Below are 16750 nucleotides of genomic sequence, written 5' to 3'. Positions count from 1 at the left end.
GGTCCTTTTTTGATTTGAAAGTTCAAAACCGGGTTGGTGTATACGGTGCTACATCGATATTCGGGATGCGATCCGAGACGATATCCGCCACTAGCTCGCCGGTTTTCGGGGCCATCATCAGCCCGTAATGAGAATGCCCGAACGCTGCATAGAGTCCCTCTTGGTCTTTTACTTGCCCGATTGCGGGCAAGCTGTCCGGGAATGACGGGCGCCGACCCATCCAAAACCGCGCCTCACCTGTATCAAGCTCGGGCATCATAGCCTTGGCCTGTTGGGACAGGATTTTCTTCTTCCGTGGGTCAGCGGGTGCATCGGCGCTGCCGAATTCGGCTGTACCGGCGACCCTAAGCCCCCCAAGCATCGAACTTGCGACCACCTTTGCATCCACATCCATGACCGAGTTGTTCAGTTCGACCGCAGGGGTTGGGAATTCGACATGATATCCCCTTTCGGCCACGAGAGGCATAGGCAATCTCAATGGTTTCAACAGGTCGGCAGACCATACGCCTGCCGCAAGAACAACATGGCTGGCGGTTAGCGTATCCTGCGCAGTTGCAATCTGCCAACCACCCTCTTCTGCGGGGGTAAGCTTGGTGACTTCGGTTTGCACAATCTCAGCACCTTGCACTTGCGCCTTTTCGGCCAAAACCGCTCCCACACGTCCCGGAGCGGTTACACGCGCTTGCCCTTTGATCACGATCGCACCTTTGAACGCTTCGGACATAGCGGGCTCCAATCGGCGCAGTTCGTCACCGTCGACGCGTTCCAGATCGCCGCCTTTTTCTCGGCGGATAAGATATCCAAGCCCGTCCAGATCAGCCTGTTCTGGTCGGCGAAAGGCGTGGATGTAATAGCTATCGGTGATCAGGTTCTCGTGCCCGGTACCATGTAAATGACGCCGGTACAGATCGACGGAGGGGCGACAAAGAACCTCCATCGCGTCCGAGACTTCGCGAACAGTTTTTTCTCCTGAGTTTCCGAGAAATCGCAACCCCCAAGGAATCATTTTGGGCCAGAAGCTGAGCCTAACTGACAGCGCGCTCTTTGGGTCAAGCAGCATTTTGGGCAGCATTTTCCAGATACCGGGCATTGCTTGCGGAATGATCGACCAAGGCGAAACCACACCAGCATTCCCGAACGAGGTTTCCTGACCCGGCTCACCTCGATCGATCAGCCGAACCTGAATGCCCCGTTCCTGCAGCGACAAAGCGCAACAGATGCCGACGATTCCTGCGCCGATGATGGTCACTTGTTCTGTCATCAGTTCAGGCCGGAGATTGACTGCGGTTGCGCGCGATCAATTGGGTGACGATGACAGGCGAGGCAACGGCCAGCGCGATCAGGTCTGCCGTCAGGCTGGGCGCGACAAAGATAATCCCCGCAAGGGCCATCAGAATCCGCGCCGCAACATTCATCGGTTTCAGCCAGTAGCCCACAACCGCAGCCGACAGGGCGATGACCCCGGCGATACAGCTGGCGGCGGTGTAAGTGAACTCCCAGAAATTGAAGCCGGTTGAGGATACGAACAGCAGAACTGGCGCATATACGAAAGCCATCGGCGCAATCACCTTGCCCAATCCAAGAGTGAATGCCGACAGGCCAGTGCGGAACGGATTCGAGTTGGCAATTGCAGCAGCCGCGTAGGCCGACGTACAGACCGGGGGTGTGATTTCTGACACCACGCCGTAATAGAGCACGAACAGGTGGCTGGCGATGGGAGGAACGCCGAGCTGCGCCAAAGCAGGCTGTGCGACCGATACCAGCATGATGTACAACGCTGTGGTCGGGATACCTGCGCCCATCAGGATACAGACGATGGCGATGAAGACCAGCGAGATGAAAAGCTGCAGGTCTTCCATGGCAAACAGCTGGAAGCTGCCGAACGAGATCATGTTGTAGAGATCTGACGCCAGATTGCCCGCGCCCTGTGTCACCATGAAGCCAATGCGAAAGCCGATGCCAGTGGTGTTGATCACTCCGACCACGATGCCAACCGCAGCCGCTGCGGCACCAACGGCCAGCGAGTACTTTACGCCCAGTTCGACCGCCTGCAGCATCTCGGGCACTTCAATCCGTTTCTGTGGATTCAGCGTGGCAATAACCGACAGGCCACAGAGGATTGCGGTCATCGTCAGGTCGAAACCGCCATCTGAGAATTTCCAAAGCACAAAAGCCAGGAAAGCCGCGGCATAGATCAGCGTTGGTGGCTGTTTGATCCGCGACATGCCAGCGATGACCGCTAGCGAAATACCGCAGAAAGCGGACATGAATGGCGTGTAGCCCGTAAACAGCACCACCAGCAGACCGATCAGCGGCACGATATTGGCCCAACCTTCCGCCCATACGGCTTTGAGTTGCGGCAGTTGCTCTTTCGCCAGACCTTTCAGGTTCAGCTTGCGCGCCATCAGGTGCACCACGGCGAACACACCTACATAGTGCAGGATCGCCGGGAAAATGGCCGCGATCACAATGGTGGTGTAGGGGACCTCTAGGAACTCGGCCATGATGAAGGCCGCAGCGCCCATGATCGGCGGAGTGATCTGGCCGCCAGCAGAAGACGCAGCCTCAACCCCGCCCGCAAAATGGCCCGGGTATCCGAGGCGTTTCATATTGGGGATGGTCAGCGCACCAGTCGATACGGTGTTGGCCACCGATGAGCCCGAGATCGTGCCAAAGAAAGCCGAGGACACCACTGATACCTTTGCCGGACCGCCAGTATAACGGCCCGCAAGTATAGTCGCGTTGTCGATGAACAGCTGCCCCAGACCGGTGCGTTGCGCGATGACGCCGAACAAAACAAAGTGAAAGACGATAGTCGAAACCACCCAGAGCGTGACGCCGTAGATACCTTCCTGCGGAAAATACATCGACGATACGAAGGTTTTGAAATTCACGCCGGGATGCTGCAGCAGTCCGGGGAAGTACGGCCCCAGCAGGGCGTATGAGATGAAAACACAGATGATAAGGGGCAGCACCCAGCCCAGCGTGCGCCGCGCAATGTCCAGCACCAAAAGGATGATGACGACGCCCAGAAACACATCATAGTTGTTGGGGTTGCCCATCCGGAACGTCTGTTCCTCGATCCCAAGGAACGGAATGCCGCGCCAGGCGACGCCGACATAAAGCGCGGCAATGATGCCAAGCGCCATGAAAACCAGATCATAGAGCGGGATGTTACCGATGCGGAACCGGCTGACCTTAAGGGCATAAAGGCTTTTGGCCCCGACAATCGGGATTGTGGCGTAGACCAGAATGAACAGCAGGGCGAGGTAGATGCCCATGTGCCAGTGGTCTGCGGGCAGGCCGAATCCGGCCGTGAAGAATTCGTAGAACGCTAAAATCAGGGCCACAACACGGAGAACTTTTCCTGTGGTAGGCGTCACCTGCCGGACGGCGGCACCTTCATCGAACTGTTCCTCGATGGCCGCTAGTTCCTCGGCTGTCAATTCGTGGTCATCAAGTTTCTGGGTCTCGGACATGATGGCCTCCCGATTTCGCATAGTTCCAGTGTGCGGTGCCCCACATAGGGGCACCGACGATACAGTTCAGTCTGTTACGTTTACTGAAGAAGTCCGGCTTCTTTGTAGAACTTCTCGGCACCCGGATGCAGTGGAACACCCAATGCCTCTACACCGTCCAGCGCGGTATCGAGCGTGATCTGCTTACCCTTGGCATGGCCGTTGTCCAGTAGCTTGCGGGTGTTGTCGTTCCACAGGGCTTTGGTCAGCTGATATACAATATCTTCGGACAGATCCGAGGACACAACCAGCATAGCACTGACCGCAGGGGTCTTGGTTTCCGCGTCTATGCCTTCATAGACACCACCCGGAATGGCCGAAGGAATATAGGCCGGAATGATCTCGTTGATCTTGGCCAGATCTTCATCGCTGAACGAATGCAGGTTCATGCCTTTGGTTGACGACAGTTGTACCATCGCGGCAACTGGCCAGCCCGCAGCGTAGAAATAGGCGTCTAACTGACCGTCAGCCAAACGCTCGGCGCTTTGACTGTTGTTCAGTTCGGCTTCATCCATATTGTCGCGGTTTACACCCCAGGCGTCGAGCATCTGCAGAACAGCAACCTGCGTACCCGATCCGGCCTGTGCGATACCGACGCGTTTGCCTTCCAGATCGCCCAGGTCGTTGATCGTCTGACCGGCGGGCAGCACGAGATGCAGGTCCTCGGGGAACAGATTTGCAACGATGCGGAGGTTGGGATGAGGTTTACCCTCGAACTTGCCTTCACCCAGATACATCGATCGGGTCACATCAGCCGCGGCCAGACCGGCCTCAAGCTCACCATTCTGCACTGCGGCGTTGTTGAATACAGACGCTGTTGTGGATTGCGCAATCGCGATCAGGCCCGGAACGCCACATTGGCCGCCTTCTTCACATGGACGCGATCCCGGAGGGGCGGAAATTCCGTTGGCGATGGTGCCGCCGATGGGGAAGTAGGTTCCGCCTGCGCCACCGGTCCCGATGCGGAAGAATGTTGGATCCTGCGCCAGCGCAGGGGCGGCAAGCGCGCCTGCCAAGGCCAGTCCGGTCAAACATTTCACGAATTTCATAATCATCTCCGTTGTTGGATCGCTGGATTCGGTTTTCCCGAATTCGATCTTCTCAGCGTAGAGACGATTCGCATAAATGCAAATTTTTTATACTTCACAAAACTAAGGTTTTATTTATACATTAACCATGAACCTTATGCAGCTCACAGTGTTTCGCGAAGTGATGGAGACCGGCTCTATCTCGCAAACTGCCAAGAAACTGAATCGCACTCAGCCGGCGATTAGCCTTGCGTTGAAAAACCTGGAAAAAACGCTGGGACTGACCCTGTTTGAACGCAAGGGAAGACGCCTGGTTCCGGTTCCTGAAGCGCACTACCTTCTGGCCGAAACCACAGGCATTCTGGACCGTCTCGCCACCATCTCCAGCACAATGGAAGGGTTGATCAAAGGGCATGCAGGCAGCCTGAACATCGCAACGATGCCCGGACCGTCCGCCTTTTTGTTCCCGCGTTTTATCAGCCAGTCGGTCGGAGAAAACCCCGATATTCGCATCACTCTTTCCACCCGCAGTTCACCTCAGATTATGGAGCTTGCAGGGACCCAGAACATCGACTTCGGATTTGCTGATTTCGAACATTCAGCGGGCAAAGAACCGCAGTACTCTGCCGAACTAATCAAAGCAGATTGCTTCTGTGCCATTGACCGCACCCACCCACTTGCTTCGCGTAAGAGCCTGACACTGTCTGATCTGAACGATACGCCCATGGGCGGCTTGCATGCGTCACACCCATTCCAGCGCAAAATCCGGCAGGAATTCGAGGAGGTCGGTGCTGCGTACAATCCGACAGTGACCTGCCAGTATTTTCAGCCGCTCATCCCCTTCGTCAGCTCCGGGCAATGTTGCAGCATCGTTGATCCGCTGACCGTCGTGACCGAGCAAGAATTGAACCTGTCCGACGGAAAGGTCGCTTTTTTGCCATTCAAGAAACCGCTCAGATATGAATACGCGATCCTTGAACCCAACCACCGGCCGCCGTCTCAACTGGCTTTAAAGATCAAAGCTGGATGGAAAGCCGAGGTCTTAAAAATGTTGGAAGACGTGAAGGCGAATCCTCACACAGAATGGATTTTCCAGGCCGGGCGTGAGTAAAACTGATCGGCCCCAATGAGTTGATCTCTTGATCGCTCGAAGCGATTTACAGCGTCAAGTTGATTTGAGAAGAAAGACGGCTGGTCGCAATTCACGGATTTAGAGTAACGCAGTTTTCGGTCGACACCGATAACGCACCAACCATCGAGTATTCATACGAATTGTTTCAAAGGAGCGTTTCAACCGTTTCAGATGGCTCAACAATTACCCCTTTTGGACACAATTTTGTCCCAAAATAAAATGTAATTGCACTCAATAGTTATCAATGTGGCATGATCATGATGCTTGTCGTCCAAATACCGGCGCTTAACGAGGAGGAAACCCTTGCCGAAGCGATCGCGGCAATTCCCCGATCGATTCCTGGCGTCAGTAAAGTTGAAGTACTGGTCATCGACGACGGCTCCACCGATCGGACCGTTGAAGTCGCCTGGAACGCCAAAGCTGATCACGTTCTGGAAATGAGCAGCCATGTCGGCCTCGCCCGTGCGTTCAGTGCCGGCATCGAGTATGCACTTTCATTGGGCGCGGATGTGATCGTCAACACCGATGCAGACAATCAGTATTGCGCTGACGACATTCCCGCCCTGATTGATCCGATACTGAAGCGTAAGGCACAAATCGTGGTCGGCGCTCGCCCGATCAGAGAGATCGAGGGCTTCTCGCCGTTGAAGAAAACCCTTCAACGGCTGGGCAGTTGGGTCGTGCGACTGGCTAGCAAGTCAGAAATCCCTGATGCGCCCAGCGGATTTCGCGCCTATTCCCGAGATGCCGCTGCCCGACTCTGTGTTGTCAACACTTATACCTACACTCTGGAAACCATCATTCAGGCCGGACGCAAACATATCCCGATGACCTCGGTGCCTGTTCGGGTCAACAAGGTAACACGCCCGTCTCGTCTGTTCAGAGGTATCGGAGAGTATGTCACCCGCTCAGCAAGAACTATTCTGCGCGTTTTTGTGATCTACGCGCCATTGAAGTTCTTCCTGACGCTTTCGGCAGTATTCGCCTTGCCTGGCTTAATCGGGGTTGGGCGATTTCTCTATTATTACGCGACAGACGGGGGGGCCGGGCATGTTCAGTCGCTGGTTCTGTCCGGTGTGCTGCTGGCAATGGCCACGATACTGTTCGCCGTTGGTATCCTGGCCGATCTTATCGCCACCAACCGTAGTCTGCTGGAAGACATCCGGGCCCGAGAGTTGCTGCGCGCGCCGATTAGACCTACTGAAGTAATTTCCCTCGACCCGGTCAGGGCGGTAGAGAATGGATAATCCGGCGCTAGGCGATCAGCGAAACGCCGGATTGGTAGGGGCTATCACTCTTGATCGAGTGGTACGAGCGAGCATTGTCGTTGTCTTCGTGTTTATGCTGGTGCTGGCGTATACTCACAATGTGAATTGGGACGAATTCTATTTCCTGTCACATGTCCATGCCTTCCTCGACGGTCGATTGGACCGTCCAATGCAGACCTTCTTCGTGCATGGTTTCACATGGCTCGATGCGCTGCCGGGTCATGAGATGGAACAGATATTTGCAGCCCGGCTTGTGATGGTTGCATGCGTCGGGCTGACCACAATTTCTGTGCACCGTATCGCCCTGTATTTTACCGAACAGCGATTTGCCGATATCGCTGCTCTGGGTTTCCTGACTTCGGGCTACGTTTTGGCCTATGGCGCCAGTTTCCGTGCCGATCCCATTGCTGCGGCGTTACTGACTTCTTCGATTGCAATCTTGCTGACCACGCGCCTGTCTGTCTGGCAAACACTGGCGGCAGCGCTTCTGAGCGCTCTGGCCGTACTGGTTACGATCAAATCGGCACTCTATCTGCCCGCATTTCTGGCCGTGCTGATATGGAGGATCGAAGATCGAATAGCGGTACGGCGCATCATTATCACGGGTATCTTGGCGGCTGGCATTTGCGTGTCATTCTACCTCTGGCATGCGTCTGGCCTCCGCGTCGCCGAAGGCAACCAGACGGCAAACAATGCAAAGGACGCGCTGAATACGACGCTTTTAAGAAGCGGCATATTCCCACGATCAACTGAATTCATGAGTTGGGCTATGCTCAGTCTCCCACAGATCATTCTTGTGGGGATCGGACTGTGTGCCGGTCGGAATGCTCGGCGGGTTCTGTTGATTGCGCTCTTTGCTGCACCGCTCCTCTCGGTGGTGATCTATCGCAATGCCTTTGTCTATTTTTACCCCTTCGCTACCCCACTCCTGATGGTAGCCGTCGCGATCGGAGCACAGAGGCTTGGATCATCACGACGCTCGGCACAACTGGTGATGGTGATGCTTGCGGGGCTTTTTGTCCAGGCAGCCCTAGCACTGCAAGATCGTGCAGGAAACCAACGCGCCACTATTGCGGAAATTCATCGCCTGTTCCCAGATCAGGTCGCCTATATTGATGACAGCCACATGATCGCAAGTTTCCCGAATCCTGGTTTCTTCATGTCAGGCTGGGGCGTTGCACGCTATCAGGCGGCGGGCCAGCCCGTATTTGCCAGAATCATCGCAGAACAGCAGCCACCTCTACTTATCGCCAACAAAACTGCTCTGACGCTGACGATGGACCCAAGTTCGGCCAATGGAGCCGAGCCTGTGCTGCTGCCTGAGGACCACAAGATATTACGCGAGTCATATGTGCACTATTCGGGATCGATTTGGCTTGCCGGAGGATCAATGACGCTGACCGGCGAACCGGTTGAATTGGCACTTCCGTTCCCCGGGAGGTATCGGGTCGAAACCAGCCAGCCAGTACAGATTGATACAAGTGCCGTCGCATCTGGAGACATTCTTAGCATTGGGGCCAAGGCAGTAACAATCAACGGACCGAAACGTGTTGCTGTCAGGCTGATCTGGGATACTGGTGTGGCTCCGGTTGCGCCAGAAAGCTTGGATCGAGAGGTTTATACCGGCTTCCGGATGCTTTCGCCATGAATGCCGATATGCCTCTTTCCCCTCCGGTGGTCAGCACCACTCCGATACCATCTGAGCCCGGCAACAAGCGGGTGATTTTTTGGGGAACATATGATCTCAGCAAACCGCGTACTCGAATTCTCCGAACTGGATTGCAAGAGCTCGGCGTAGAAGTAATTGAAATCCACACAGAGATTTGGCCCAAACACGCGGATAAAAGCCAGTTGAACATGGCTGTAATGATCCGAGTGTTGTTCAGCGCGCTCTTGGCCTATCCGCTTCTGATCCTGCATTATTTGCGTGCGCCTCGTCATGATGCAGTGATGGTTCCCTATCTTGGCGCGCTCGATACATTGGTGTTGTGGCCCTTTGCCCTGCTACGTCGGCGGCAGATCACCTGGGACATGTTCCTTTCGCTTTACGACACTGTCGTTAACGATCGAAGTATGGTTGGGGCCAAGTCACTGCCGGGCCGGATGCTTTGGGTCACTGAATGGCTGGCCTGCCGGGCAGCGCATCATGTCTTGCTCGATACGAAGGCGCATGCCGAGCATATTGCACGGATCTTCAATTTGCCTGAATCCAGGATTGGAGCAGTGCTGGTGGGAGCTGAGCCGGGATCCTTCCAGCGTCTGCCTCCTCCTGCGCGCCACGACGGTCCCACTAGAGTGTTGTTTTATGGACAGCTCATCCCGCTGCATGGGCTTAAAACGATATTGACGGCAGCTACCTCGGGTCGAGGTCGCGATATCAATTGGCACCTGATTGGCACCGGGCAAGAGCGCCTATTGCTCGAGACAGCTCTGGTGGATGCGGAGCATAAGCATATCTCCTGGCAGAAGTGGGTTCCCTATGAGGAACTGACCGAGGCAATTTCAAATGCCGACATTTGCCTCGGCATTTTTGGCGCCTCTGGCAAGGCTGCGTCAGTGGTGCCGAACAAGGTTTATCAGGCGCTGTTGTCAGGGCGTTCAGTGATCACCCGGAGCTCGCCTGCCATGATCGAAACTTTCGGCACCGAAGCTCTCGGGGTGAAGCTTATCCCTCATTCAAATCCCGAAGCGCTGCTGGATGCCATCGCTGAATTGAGGCACGAGGGCTATCCGGTAATGCCTGAAGACAAACTGAAAATGGCCCAGCCGCATGAGATCGCGCGGACTCTTTGCGGATACTTGTTTCATTGTGCACCTCAAGCCGGATAAAACTGTGGTCGACATGACTGATACCGCCATTAATTCCGCAGAGCATAGTGCTTCTGCCATCTATCACAGGCACTTTGGCCCGGCACTGCCGCAATCCAATTGGGTGCCCGCGCCGCGGTATCTTCTAAGGCGTGATCGGGTTATGCGGCATCTCAAAAATCTGATGCCTTGCAGAGTGCTTGACATCGGGTGCGGACCGGCTGCGCTATTGTCAGAACTGGCAGAACAGGGTTTTGAAGCTTATGGCGTAGATCGTTCGCAGCAGGCCCTTGAACTGGCAGATAAACTCAACACTCAAGCCAGCCCTATGACACTCTTTGCCGAGCTTGACCCGGACTGGAAAAACTCCTTCGACCTGATCATGTCATTTGAAGTGATTGAGCACTTGGAGCAAGATATTGAGGCCATGAGAGAATGGCAAACTTATCTGAAACCCGGTGGAACAATGATCTTGTCGACGCCTGCGCACCCATCCCGCTGGAATGCGGCCGACGTTTGGGCAGGGCATGTTCGACGCTACAGTAAAGAACTTTTAGTACATTCGGTTCAGGACGCCGGCTTCACCGTCGAAACTGTTGAGTGCTACGGTTTTCCTTTGGCCAATATTATGGAGTATTGGCGTGCTCGGGCCTATGGACAGATATTAGAAACCAACGCCAAATCTGGTAAAACAGCGAACGACCTTACCAACGAGAGCGGTAGCGATCGTTCCATTGAGCGGCGCTTCTGGCCTGTGTTTTCTTCCATACCCGCAGTCACGGTCATGCGGCTTTTTTTCCAGCTACAACGCCCGTTCCTTAACACCGAATTTGGAAATGGTTTTCTTGTAGTGGCGCGCAAAACGTAAACACATGGCTACCGCCCTGCGCTATATCGGCACCGCTGCTGCCCTGATCTTCATCGGAATCATTCTGGTTCGACACGCAGGAGACATTGCAGTGCTCGACCTCGGGTCAGGCCGCGCCCGTTATGCACTGCTAGGTGGGTTTACCCTTTATGTGCTGTCGCAGCTCGTAGGTGCTGTGGCTTGGGGGGTGACGCTAAACATCTATGACGTTGCCCTAACGCGCACACGCGCTGAAAGTCAGTTAATGGTATCGCAGATCGGGAAATACATCCCCGGCAATGTTGCCCACCTTTTGGGACGTTTCGCCCTCGCACGGAGTGATGGAGTGCCATCCGCAATTATTGCGTCATCTCTGTTGCTCGAGATCGGTTTTCTGCTCGCCAGCGGTGCTCTGGTCGTCGGAATTGTGCTCCTGACCATGCCCGATCTTGTCGCCGCAGTAATTGCAGACCTTCCAGGATCCTGGCTCGATGGACAGATGACAATCATCTTCTTCGGAATTCTGGCCTGCATAATGATTGGCCAGATTGTGATTTGGCGCAAAGCGGGAAAACCGAAACTTACATTTTCAAAATGCCTGATCCTGTTGTTTCTGCATAGCTTCAACTTTTTGATGCTGGGTTTGTCACTTTGGTGTGTCGCACGGGCGATCTACCCTCAGGGTGGTGCCGGTATATTGCAATGCATCGCAATCTTTTCAACAGCCTGGGTCATCGGTTTCCTGATGCCAGGCGCACCCGGTGGTATCGGTATTCGAGATGGAATTATTGCTCTCGGACTTGGCCTTTTCACTGATCAAGGAGCCGGTCTAAGCGCTGCGATCGCGCATCGCGCGATCTCGGTTCTGGGGGATGTAGCTGTGTTTGGGCTTGGCGTAACCCTGCGCCGATATCTAAGCAGTGGTGAGCACGAAGCTGTATAGGTTTAAAAATTTGGATCGGGTCAGCCAGACAATTTGCAGCGGAGTCTATCGTATCTGAAGGTCGCCATGCGCTGTCTCAGGCGCTAGGGTGCCGTCTTCAATTCGTTTCCAAACATAGTGCGACTTCTGGTGCGTACTACATTCCTTGAGCGCACCCAGCATCGCCTAAAGCCAGGGTTGAGGTCGTTCAAGTTTGACCCAAACCTATCGTGAGTTTTCAGCAGGCAACCGATCAATGTGCTTTTTTTCAACATCGTTCGAGAGGGTCGCGTTCAGTCGCCACTCACCTAACGGGATGACCGGCTTGTTTGCGGCCTGTGCGTCAGGTTCAAAAGTAACGACAATGGTTTCACGCTTGTCGCTTTCATCAAGATCAAGTTGGATCATGAGCCGTGTAACGCTTGAATTCGGATTCTGCATCGCACATTCAGAATTGAATGCCGTTTCGCAAGGATTGGCTGAAAGTTGAGAGAAGTTGGCGTTTGGCGGCGACAGTATGCGCGCGGTTAGTTCTTTCCCATCCTGACGCAACGTGGCCTTGGAGCCATCAACTGTTACCTGCGCTTCGGTATGCATTGCCCACGCCGCCCGCCCCCGTTGATCAGGGCTAATTTCGTCCTGAACCAACACTGTCGTTCCATCGACAAGAGCTATGCCTCGTCTGACCGTTCCCTTGGGCTTTCCATAGGCGTCTGAAAGATCGGCGATTGCAAAATCGAAACCTGGAAACTGCGCCAACTCCTCAACATAGGCCCGCCCCGTTTCGATTTGATTTGCCATGTCAAAGGTCAGTGTATTCTGCCCGATCGTGGCCGTTCGATAATAGTCAAAACGTTTGTCAGTAAAGTAGCCGGGCAATTGGTAATTTCCGAGCCCAAGATCCACCCCCCAACGTACACCGTCGGCTTCAAGCACAAAGGTGCCCGCATCAAGGTCATTGTGATGGCTGCTAAGCGGCCCAGCCTTGAGGCCGATATAGCTGGCCGTAGGGTCATTCCAACCAGACCGCATGGTTACGATCCCAAGCCCTCCAGACCAATAGGATGTTGATCGGGCAGTGATTGGTTCACTATTGCGTCGCTGCTGCCAGATCAGCTCGAATGCTGGATGGGAAGACCGCATTTTGCTATTCATTTTAATGTCGTAGCCCGGGCGATTGAACCGCGACGCCAACCAGGTCAACACAACAAGGTCAGTGCTTGTATCGCTGTCTCCAAAGTTAAACAGCATGCCAGTTGGTCCAGACGCATGGATCAGAAACTCCCCGAATTCCTCCAAACCTACCATTCGCGAAAGATCAAAATCGTGCCCGAGGACGGAAACAAGCGCATCAAACGATACTGCCGCGTCCCGGGCGGACAAAGCCCCGTACATCGGTCCTTCTGGCCATGCACCATCCGGAGCAAACATTGCCAACCCATTTCTAAGTGAAACCTGAGCCTGCTCAATAATATGATCAGCCAGTTCCGGTTCTGTTTCTGACACAACCAGAGCAGCGACGATCATTCCTGCATTGCAAACGATGTTCCAGTTGAAGGAAGCAACGGGCCAGGCGATATCTGCGGTAGCCGTCCCATCAGGAAGCGACGCGGGAACAGACACTGGGTTCACCCAGCGTTGGGGGGCGATCCAACCCTTATCATAATAGAGCGTATCCAGATCGTAGATTTTTGCGGCTTCTTTCAGCCCCTTCTCAACAAGTGCCGATCGAATAGTCTGATGATCCTCTTCGTCCAGATTGTCACTAATCCAACTGTATCCGAGCGACACCGCCAATGTGACACGGCTTAATCCCAGAAAGTGTGCGGGCTGCCATGTTTCCAGTTCCGAAAACTGCAAGAGCTCGGTTCTGGCGCGATCGGCATAGCGACTGTCACCGGTCAATCGCCAAGCCAAAGCCAGTGTGGTGAGGCGTTCGACCGGACGTTGTCCAAATCCACGAAAAGCTTCGTGAAGCTGACCATCTCCATTCCGAACTGCCTCAACAATAGTAGGCGACTGCAAATGCGCTTCTGCACTGTCAATCATTGCCTGATAGTCAGCCGCGAACACCTGATCGGCTGCGCGCTGTGTTTCTATGCGCTGGACGATCTCATCCGTTAGAACGACTTGCGGCACTGAGTTTTGGGACAAAGCGCTTGTAGCGCAAAAACAAGCGAAGGACAAAACGAACAAAAAGAAGGCTTTAATCGGATTCACACTTCTAACGGTTGCGATCATGGGTTTCTTCCGCACTGGAAACGCCTGCAACCCGACTCTGCAGCGGTGGCCAATTTCTGTCAAAGACATCCGATTAGTTTGGCTTAGCAAATTGATATGCTAAACGCTCCGCCCGGCAGCCTATTGGAGTACTGTTTAAGTAGAGCCGGAAGGAAAAACGATAAAAAAGCCAGCCACGAGAACCTAGCGCAAGCGATCCGAGCATTAATATTATGGTCGCATGGCTTGATCACGGAACCGAACCGGAAACGAGGCCAGTGCCCATCGATTTTCATGTGTTTGTTTTCGTTCCCGGCCTAGCGCAGACCGGGAACCACTTATTGGAGTGCCTCAGGCGATGGACATGCCGAGCGCTTCAAGTTGGTCTGTCAGGGCGCTTTCTGCTTCGGCAACACTGTTCCAGTCATCAGCCGTCAGGTTGCCAAGATCCAGATCCTCGGCCTGAACATCCTGAAGTGTAACGGTATGGCCGCCATTTCCGACAACTTCAAAGATAAGATCGCCATCGATTTCGGTGACCGACACATCGCTTTCGCTCAAAGCGTTGAAATCGATGATATCTTCATCGGCATTAAAACCGATAATCTGGGTCTTTACCCCCCAGTTCCAGGTAAGCTCTGCCACATCCGCTTCAGCGCCGAAGGTCACAACTCCTGGTGTGTGGCTGTTTCCGGGTTCGTTGGTTCCACTACCGATATCTGGTTGGGTCGATCCCCCTGTCAGATCTCCGACCCGTGTCTGATAACCGTCTGTCGTCGCCCCGACAGAAGCCTGTGGGGTCAGCAGTATGGTGCGATCAACCAACGTCACATCGTTCTGGTCAAAGCCAAATGGCACCTCGAGATTGTCTTCCATCACCTGATCAAAATGGAATTCGACCAGACCCGGGATCAGGTCAGCCTTGGTCACGCCGGTCAGCGTGATGCTTTGTCCGGTCGGCAAGGATGAGATCACCAGACCATCGCCACTGTCCTCGACGCTAAGCCGCTCGCGGGTTCCGAAATACAGAAAGCTGATCTTCATCGTTGAAGGATCAAAACCGTCAATAACTTCGTGCACGCCATATTCGTGGCTGCGAACATAGACTGTGTCAGCATCGCGAGGTCCTACGCCCTGCTCCCAACTAAGAACGCCGCCCATATCCTGACGGAGGTGTTCGTTGCCGACCACACCAAAGCTGTCGATGGTCACGTCCTGGAAGGTGACACCTTGCACGATTTGCGCCGCGTCCGACCATGGGCTGTCGATAACAATCTCGCCGGCCTTGGATTTGGTGACGATCATGCCGTGAACCGACGTACCGCCAAAGTCCAACTCGTCCACACCGGGGCGGAATCCGGTTATGTCGTCAGCGTTGCTATCGGCCCGGTATTTCACCCCGCCCGTGTCTGTATTGCCGGTAATCGCGGGCGGGTTTGACCCGTCTGCATCATAACTGAGGTCATAGCCCTCTCCGTCTCCCGGCGAGACGATAACTTGCCCCAAAGCTGTGGACACTTCGTTCAACACCGTCTGATCCGTGATAGAGAAATTGCTAAGCGAAAGATCAGACAGGCCAAAGCCCGTGAATACGACCTGCTTGGTTACATTGCCCGATGTCAGCTCAATTCTAACGGTCTGCCCCAGGGCGTCCCCACTCTCTTCGAAAATCGAGAAGTTATCAGCCCCAATGTCCGGTCCGATTTCAATGACATCTCCCATCGCGGGCAGGAAGCCTTCGACCGTCTGTGCCTCGCTGGCAAGGCCCAGCATAACGTGCATATGTTGGTGGCTATGGCCACCGCCACCACCATCTCCGCCACCATCACCACCGCCGGTCGGCATTGAACCATCAGTGCCTATCTGACCAAGCACTTCAGCTGCGGCGGTATTGTCCAGAATAGTGAAGTTTGCCGGGCTCAGCTCAGCAAGTGTCACACCGCTGAGGGTCGTGGCCTGGTTATTGGACGGGATCGAGAACACAACCGCGCCATCAACCTCGGCAACCTCCAACGCGTCTGCACCGACCCATGCGATGAAGATCGTATCGGTCGTAGGGTCGAAATCCGGGATCGTTGCATTCGTGCCCCAAGCCCAGTTAATCACCACATCCGCAGTATCTTTTGTGGCGTCAGCAGTCCCGTTGCCGGTCGGTGCCATGGGTTCCGGATGTATCACCGGTGGGACAACGGGCGGCGACGTATTCCCGTTATCGGTGCCGCCATTTGTATCCGTGGGCAAGACACCGTCGGTGTATACCTTGATAGCGTCTTCGATACTTGGCGCGTCAAAAGCGCCGAATTGCGAGACATACCGCAGGATCGAAGTACCGTATTCATCGGTGGATACACTTCCACCCTGAAGCAGAGCCAACGTACCCCATGCCCCCCGCAGGTGCGCGGCGGCCATTATGCCAGTGAGACTGAGCGTGACAGAGACGGCCTGGCCATTGTCCAGATAAGTGCGTATCGTGCCGAGATAGTCGGACAGGCTCTCTCCCTGATAGCCCAGCCCGGTTTCGATGACTTGAAGATTGTAGCCAAACGCTTCTTGAATCGCGCGCTCCTGCGCTTCGGCGGTTGTGAACTCTGCCAGCGAATTCACCCCGTTCTTACCGGTCCATGTGCCATCCCAGGTGTTCGAAGCCGCGCCATTCCCATAATAGACATCATCGGTGTAATACCCGAGGTCAATTAACAGCGCCTCGCCGAACTGATATCCAACAAAACCAAGCGAGTTCATCGAGCGATAGGACATCGCGTCCCATTCATCACTGCTTAGATCAGACCAGCTGGAATAGCTTGGATAGAAGTCAGCAACGGCCCCTCCGGCCCATTGGTTCAGCTGCCAATCCTGAATGATTCCTGCGTCGTATCGATCTCGATCCCAACCAGATTCAAATGCGCGCAAAGCGTCGCGAAATTCTTCATATGTTCCATTACTCATCTTGAAACAGACTCCCATCTTGTCGTTGTTTCAGCCCAAGTATTTCGGCTTTATTAGCCCG

11 protein-coding genes are annotated in these 16750 nt (G+C 54.5%); 6 read left to right on the top strand and 5 right to left on the bottom strand.

Going from position 1 to position 16750, the window contains the following annotated elements; translation table 11 throughout:
- Positions 1 to 22 precede the first annotated feature (22 nt).
- The 3 genes from ACR0AW_RS09155 to ACR0AW_RS09145 all read right to left on the bottom strand — a co-directional run bounded on the left by ACR0AW_RS09155 (position 23) and on the right by ACR0AW_RS09145 (position 4567).
- Positions 23 to 1261 (bottom strand): NAD(P)/FAD-dependent oxidoreductase, encoded by a 1239-nt coding sequence (locus ACR0AW_RS09155; RefSeq protein ID WP_170732656.1) that lies wholly within the window; start codon positions 1259 to 1261, stop codon positions 23 to 25.
- A 4-nt stretch (positions 1262 to 1265) separates the two neighbouring features.
- Positions 1266 to 3479: a TRAP transporter fused permease subunit gene (locus ACR0AW_RS09150; protein ID WP_170732655.1), complete on the bottom strand. Its 2214-nt coding sequence runs from the start codon at positions 3477 to 3479 to the stop codon at positions 1266 to 1268.
- A gap of 80 nt (positions 3480 to 3559) precedes the next feature.
- Entirely contained in the window at positions 3560 to 4567 is a 1008-nt protein-coding gene (locus ACR0AW_RS09145) for a TAXI family TRAP transporter solute-binding subunit (protein ID WP_170732654.1), read from the bottom strand.
- Between the two features lie 148 nt (positions 4568 to 4715).
- Between ACR0AW_RS09145 and ACR0AW_RS09140 the strand changes: the two genes are divergently transcribed.
- The 6 genes from ACR0AW_RS09140 (at position 4716) to ACR0AW_RS09115 (ending at position 11544) form a co-directional block, all read left to right on the top strand.
- Positions 4716 to 5657 (top strand): LysR family transcriptional regulator, encoded by a 942-nt coding sequence (locus ACR0AW_RS09140; RefSeq protein WP_480438941.1) that lies wholly within the window; start codon positions 4716 to 4718, stop codon positions 5655 to 5657.
- Positions 5658 to 5938: 281 nt separating this feature from the next.
- Positions 5939 to 6925, top strand: coding sequence for a glycosyltransferase family 2 protein (locus ACR0AW_RS09135; protein ID WP_480444193.1), 987 nt, complete (start codon positions 5939 to 5941; stop codon positions 6923 to 6925).
- Positions 6918 to 8594, top strand: a complete 1677-nt coding sequence (locus ACR0AW_RS09130) for a glycosyltransferase family protein (RefSeq protein WP_170732653.1) — start codon at positions 6918 to 6920, stop codon at positions 8592 to 8594. The genes ACR0AW_RS09135 and ACR0AW_RS09130 overlap by 8 nt, the downstream gene beginning before the upstream one ends.
- A gap of 209 nt (positions 8595 to 8803) precedes the next feature.
- Positions 8804 to 9775, top strand: a complete 972-nt coding sequence (locus ACR0AW_RS09125) for a glycosyltransferase (protein ID WP_170732652.1) — start codon at positions 8804 to 8806, stop codon at positions 9773 to 9775.
- A 13-nt stretch (positions 9776 to 9788) separates the two neighbouring features.
- Positions 9789 to 10622, top strand: a complete 834-nt coding sequence (locus ACR0AW_RS09120) for a class I SAM-dependent methyltransferase (protein ID WP_170509141.1) — start codon at positions 9789 to 9791, stop codon at positions 10620 to 10622.
- 4 nt (positions 10623 to 10626) lie between these two features.
- The gene (locus ACR0AW_RS09115) at positions 10627 to 11544 is read left to right on the top strand and encodes a lysylphosphatidylglycerol synthase domain-containing protein (protein ID WP_170732651.1); all 918 of its coding nucleotides are present in this window, start codon (positions 10627 to 10629) and stop codon (positions 11542 to 11544) included.
- Positions 11545 to 11748: 204 nt separating this feature from the next.
- Here ACR0AW_RS09115 and ACR0AW_RS09110 read toward each other — a convergent pair whose 3' ends face one another.
- Together ACR0AW_RS09110 and ACR0AW_RS09105 are read right to left on the bottom strand one after the other, a co-directional pair.
- Entirely contained in the window at positions 11749 to 13662 is a 1914-nt protein-coding gene (locus tag ACR0AW_RS09110; RefSeq protein WP_480444191.1) for a heparinase II/III domain-containing protein, read from the bottom strand.
- A 432-nt stretch (positions 13663 to 14094) separates the two neighbouring features.
- On the bottom strand, positions 14095 to 16689 hold the full coding sequence (locus tag ACR0AW_RS09105) for a hypothetical protein (RefSeq protein ID WP_480438937.1): 2595 nt from the start codon (positions 16687 to 16689) through the stop codon (positions 14095 to 14097).
- Between the last annotated feature and the right edge of the window lie 61 nt (positions 16690 to 16750).

Source organism: Ruegeria sp. C5, from assembly GCF_056537605.1.
The sequence above is the reverse complement of the archived record's forward strand: the minus strand, read 5'-3'. Positions and strand labels throughout refer to the sequence as shown.

Bases quoted from the DNA above. Each gene is read 5' to 3' on its own strand.
- ACR0AW_RS09150 (WP_170732655.1), bottom strand. From the start codon at position 3,479: ATGTCCGAGACCCAGAAACTTGATGACCACGAATTGACAGCCGAGGAA.
- ACR0AW_RS09130 (WP_170732653.1), top strand. From the start codon at position 6,918: ATGGATAATCCGGCGCTAGGCGATCAGCGAAACGCCGGATTGGTAGGG.
- ACR0AW_RS09120 (WP_170509141.1), top strand. From the start codon at position 9,789: ATGACTGATACCGCCATTAATTCCGCAGAGCATAGTGCTTCTGCCATC.
- ACR0AW_RS09105 (WP_480438937.1), bottom strand. From the start codon at position 16,689: ATGAGTAATGGAACATATGAAGAATTTCGCGACGCTTTGCGCGCATTT.
- ACR0AW_RS09145 (WP_170732654.1), bottom strand. From the start codon at position 4,567: ATGAAATTCGTGAAATGTTTGACCGGACTGGCCTTGGCAGGCGCGCTT.
- ACR0AW_RS09135 (WP_480444193.1), top strand. From the start codon at position 5,939: ATGCTTGTCGTCCAAATACCGGCGCTTAACGAGGAGGAAACCCTTGCC.
- ACR0AW_RS09115 (WP_170732651.1), top strand. From the start codon at position 10,627: ATGGCTACCGCCCTGCGCTATATCGGCACCGCTGCTGCCCTGATCTTC.
- ACR0AW_RS09155 (WP_170732656.1), bottom strand. From the start codon at position 1,261: ATGACAGAACAAGTGACCATCATCGGCGCAGGAATCGTCGGCATCTGT.
- ACR0AW_RS09125 (WP_170732652.1), top strand. From the start codon at position 8,804: ATGGCTGTAATGATCCGAGTGTTGTTCAGCGCGCTCTTGGCCTATCCG.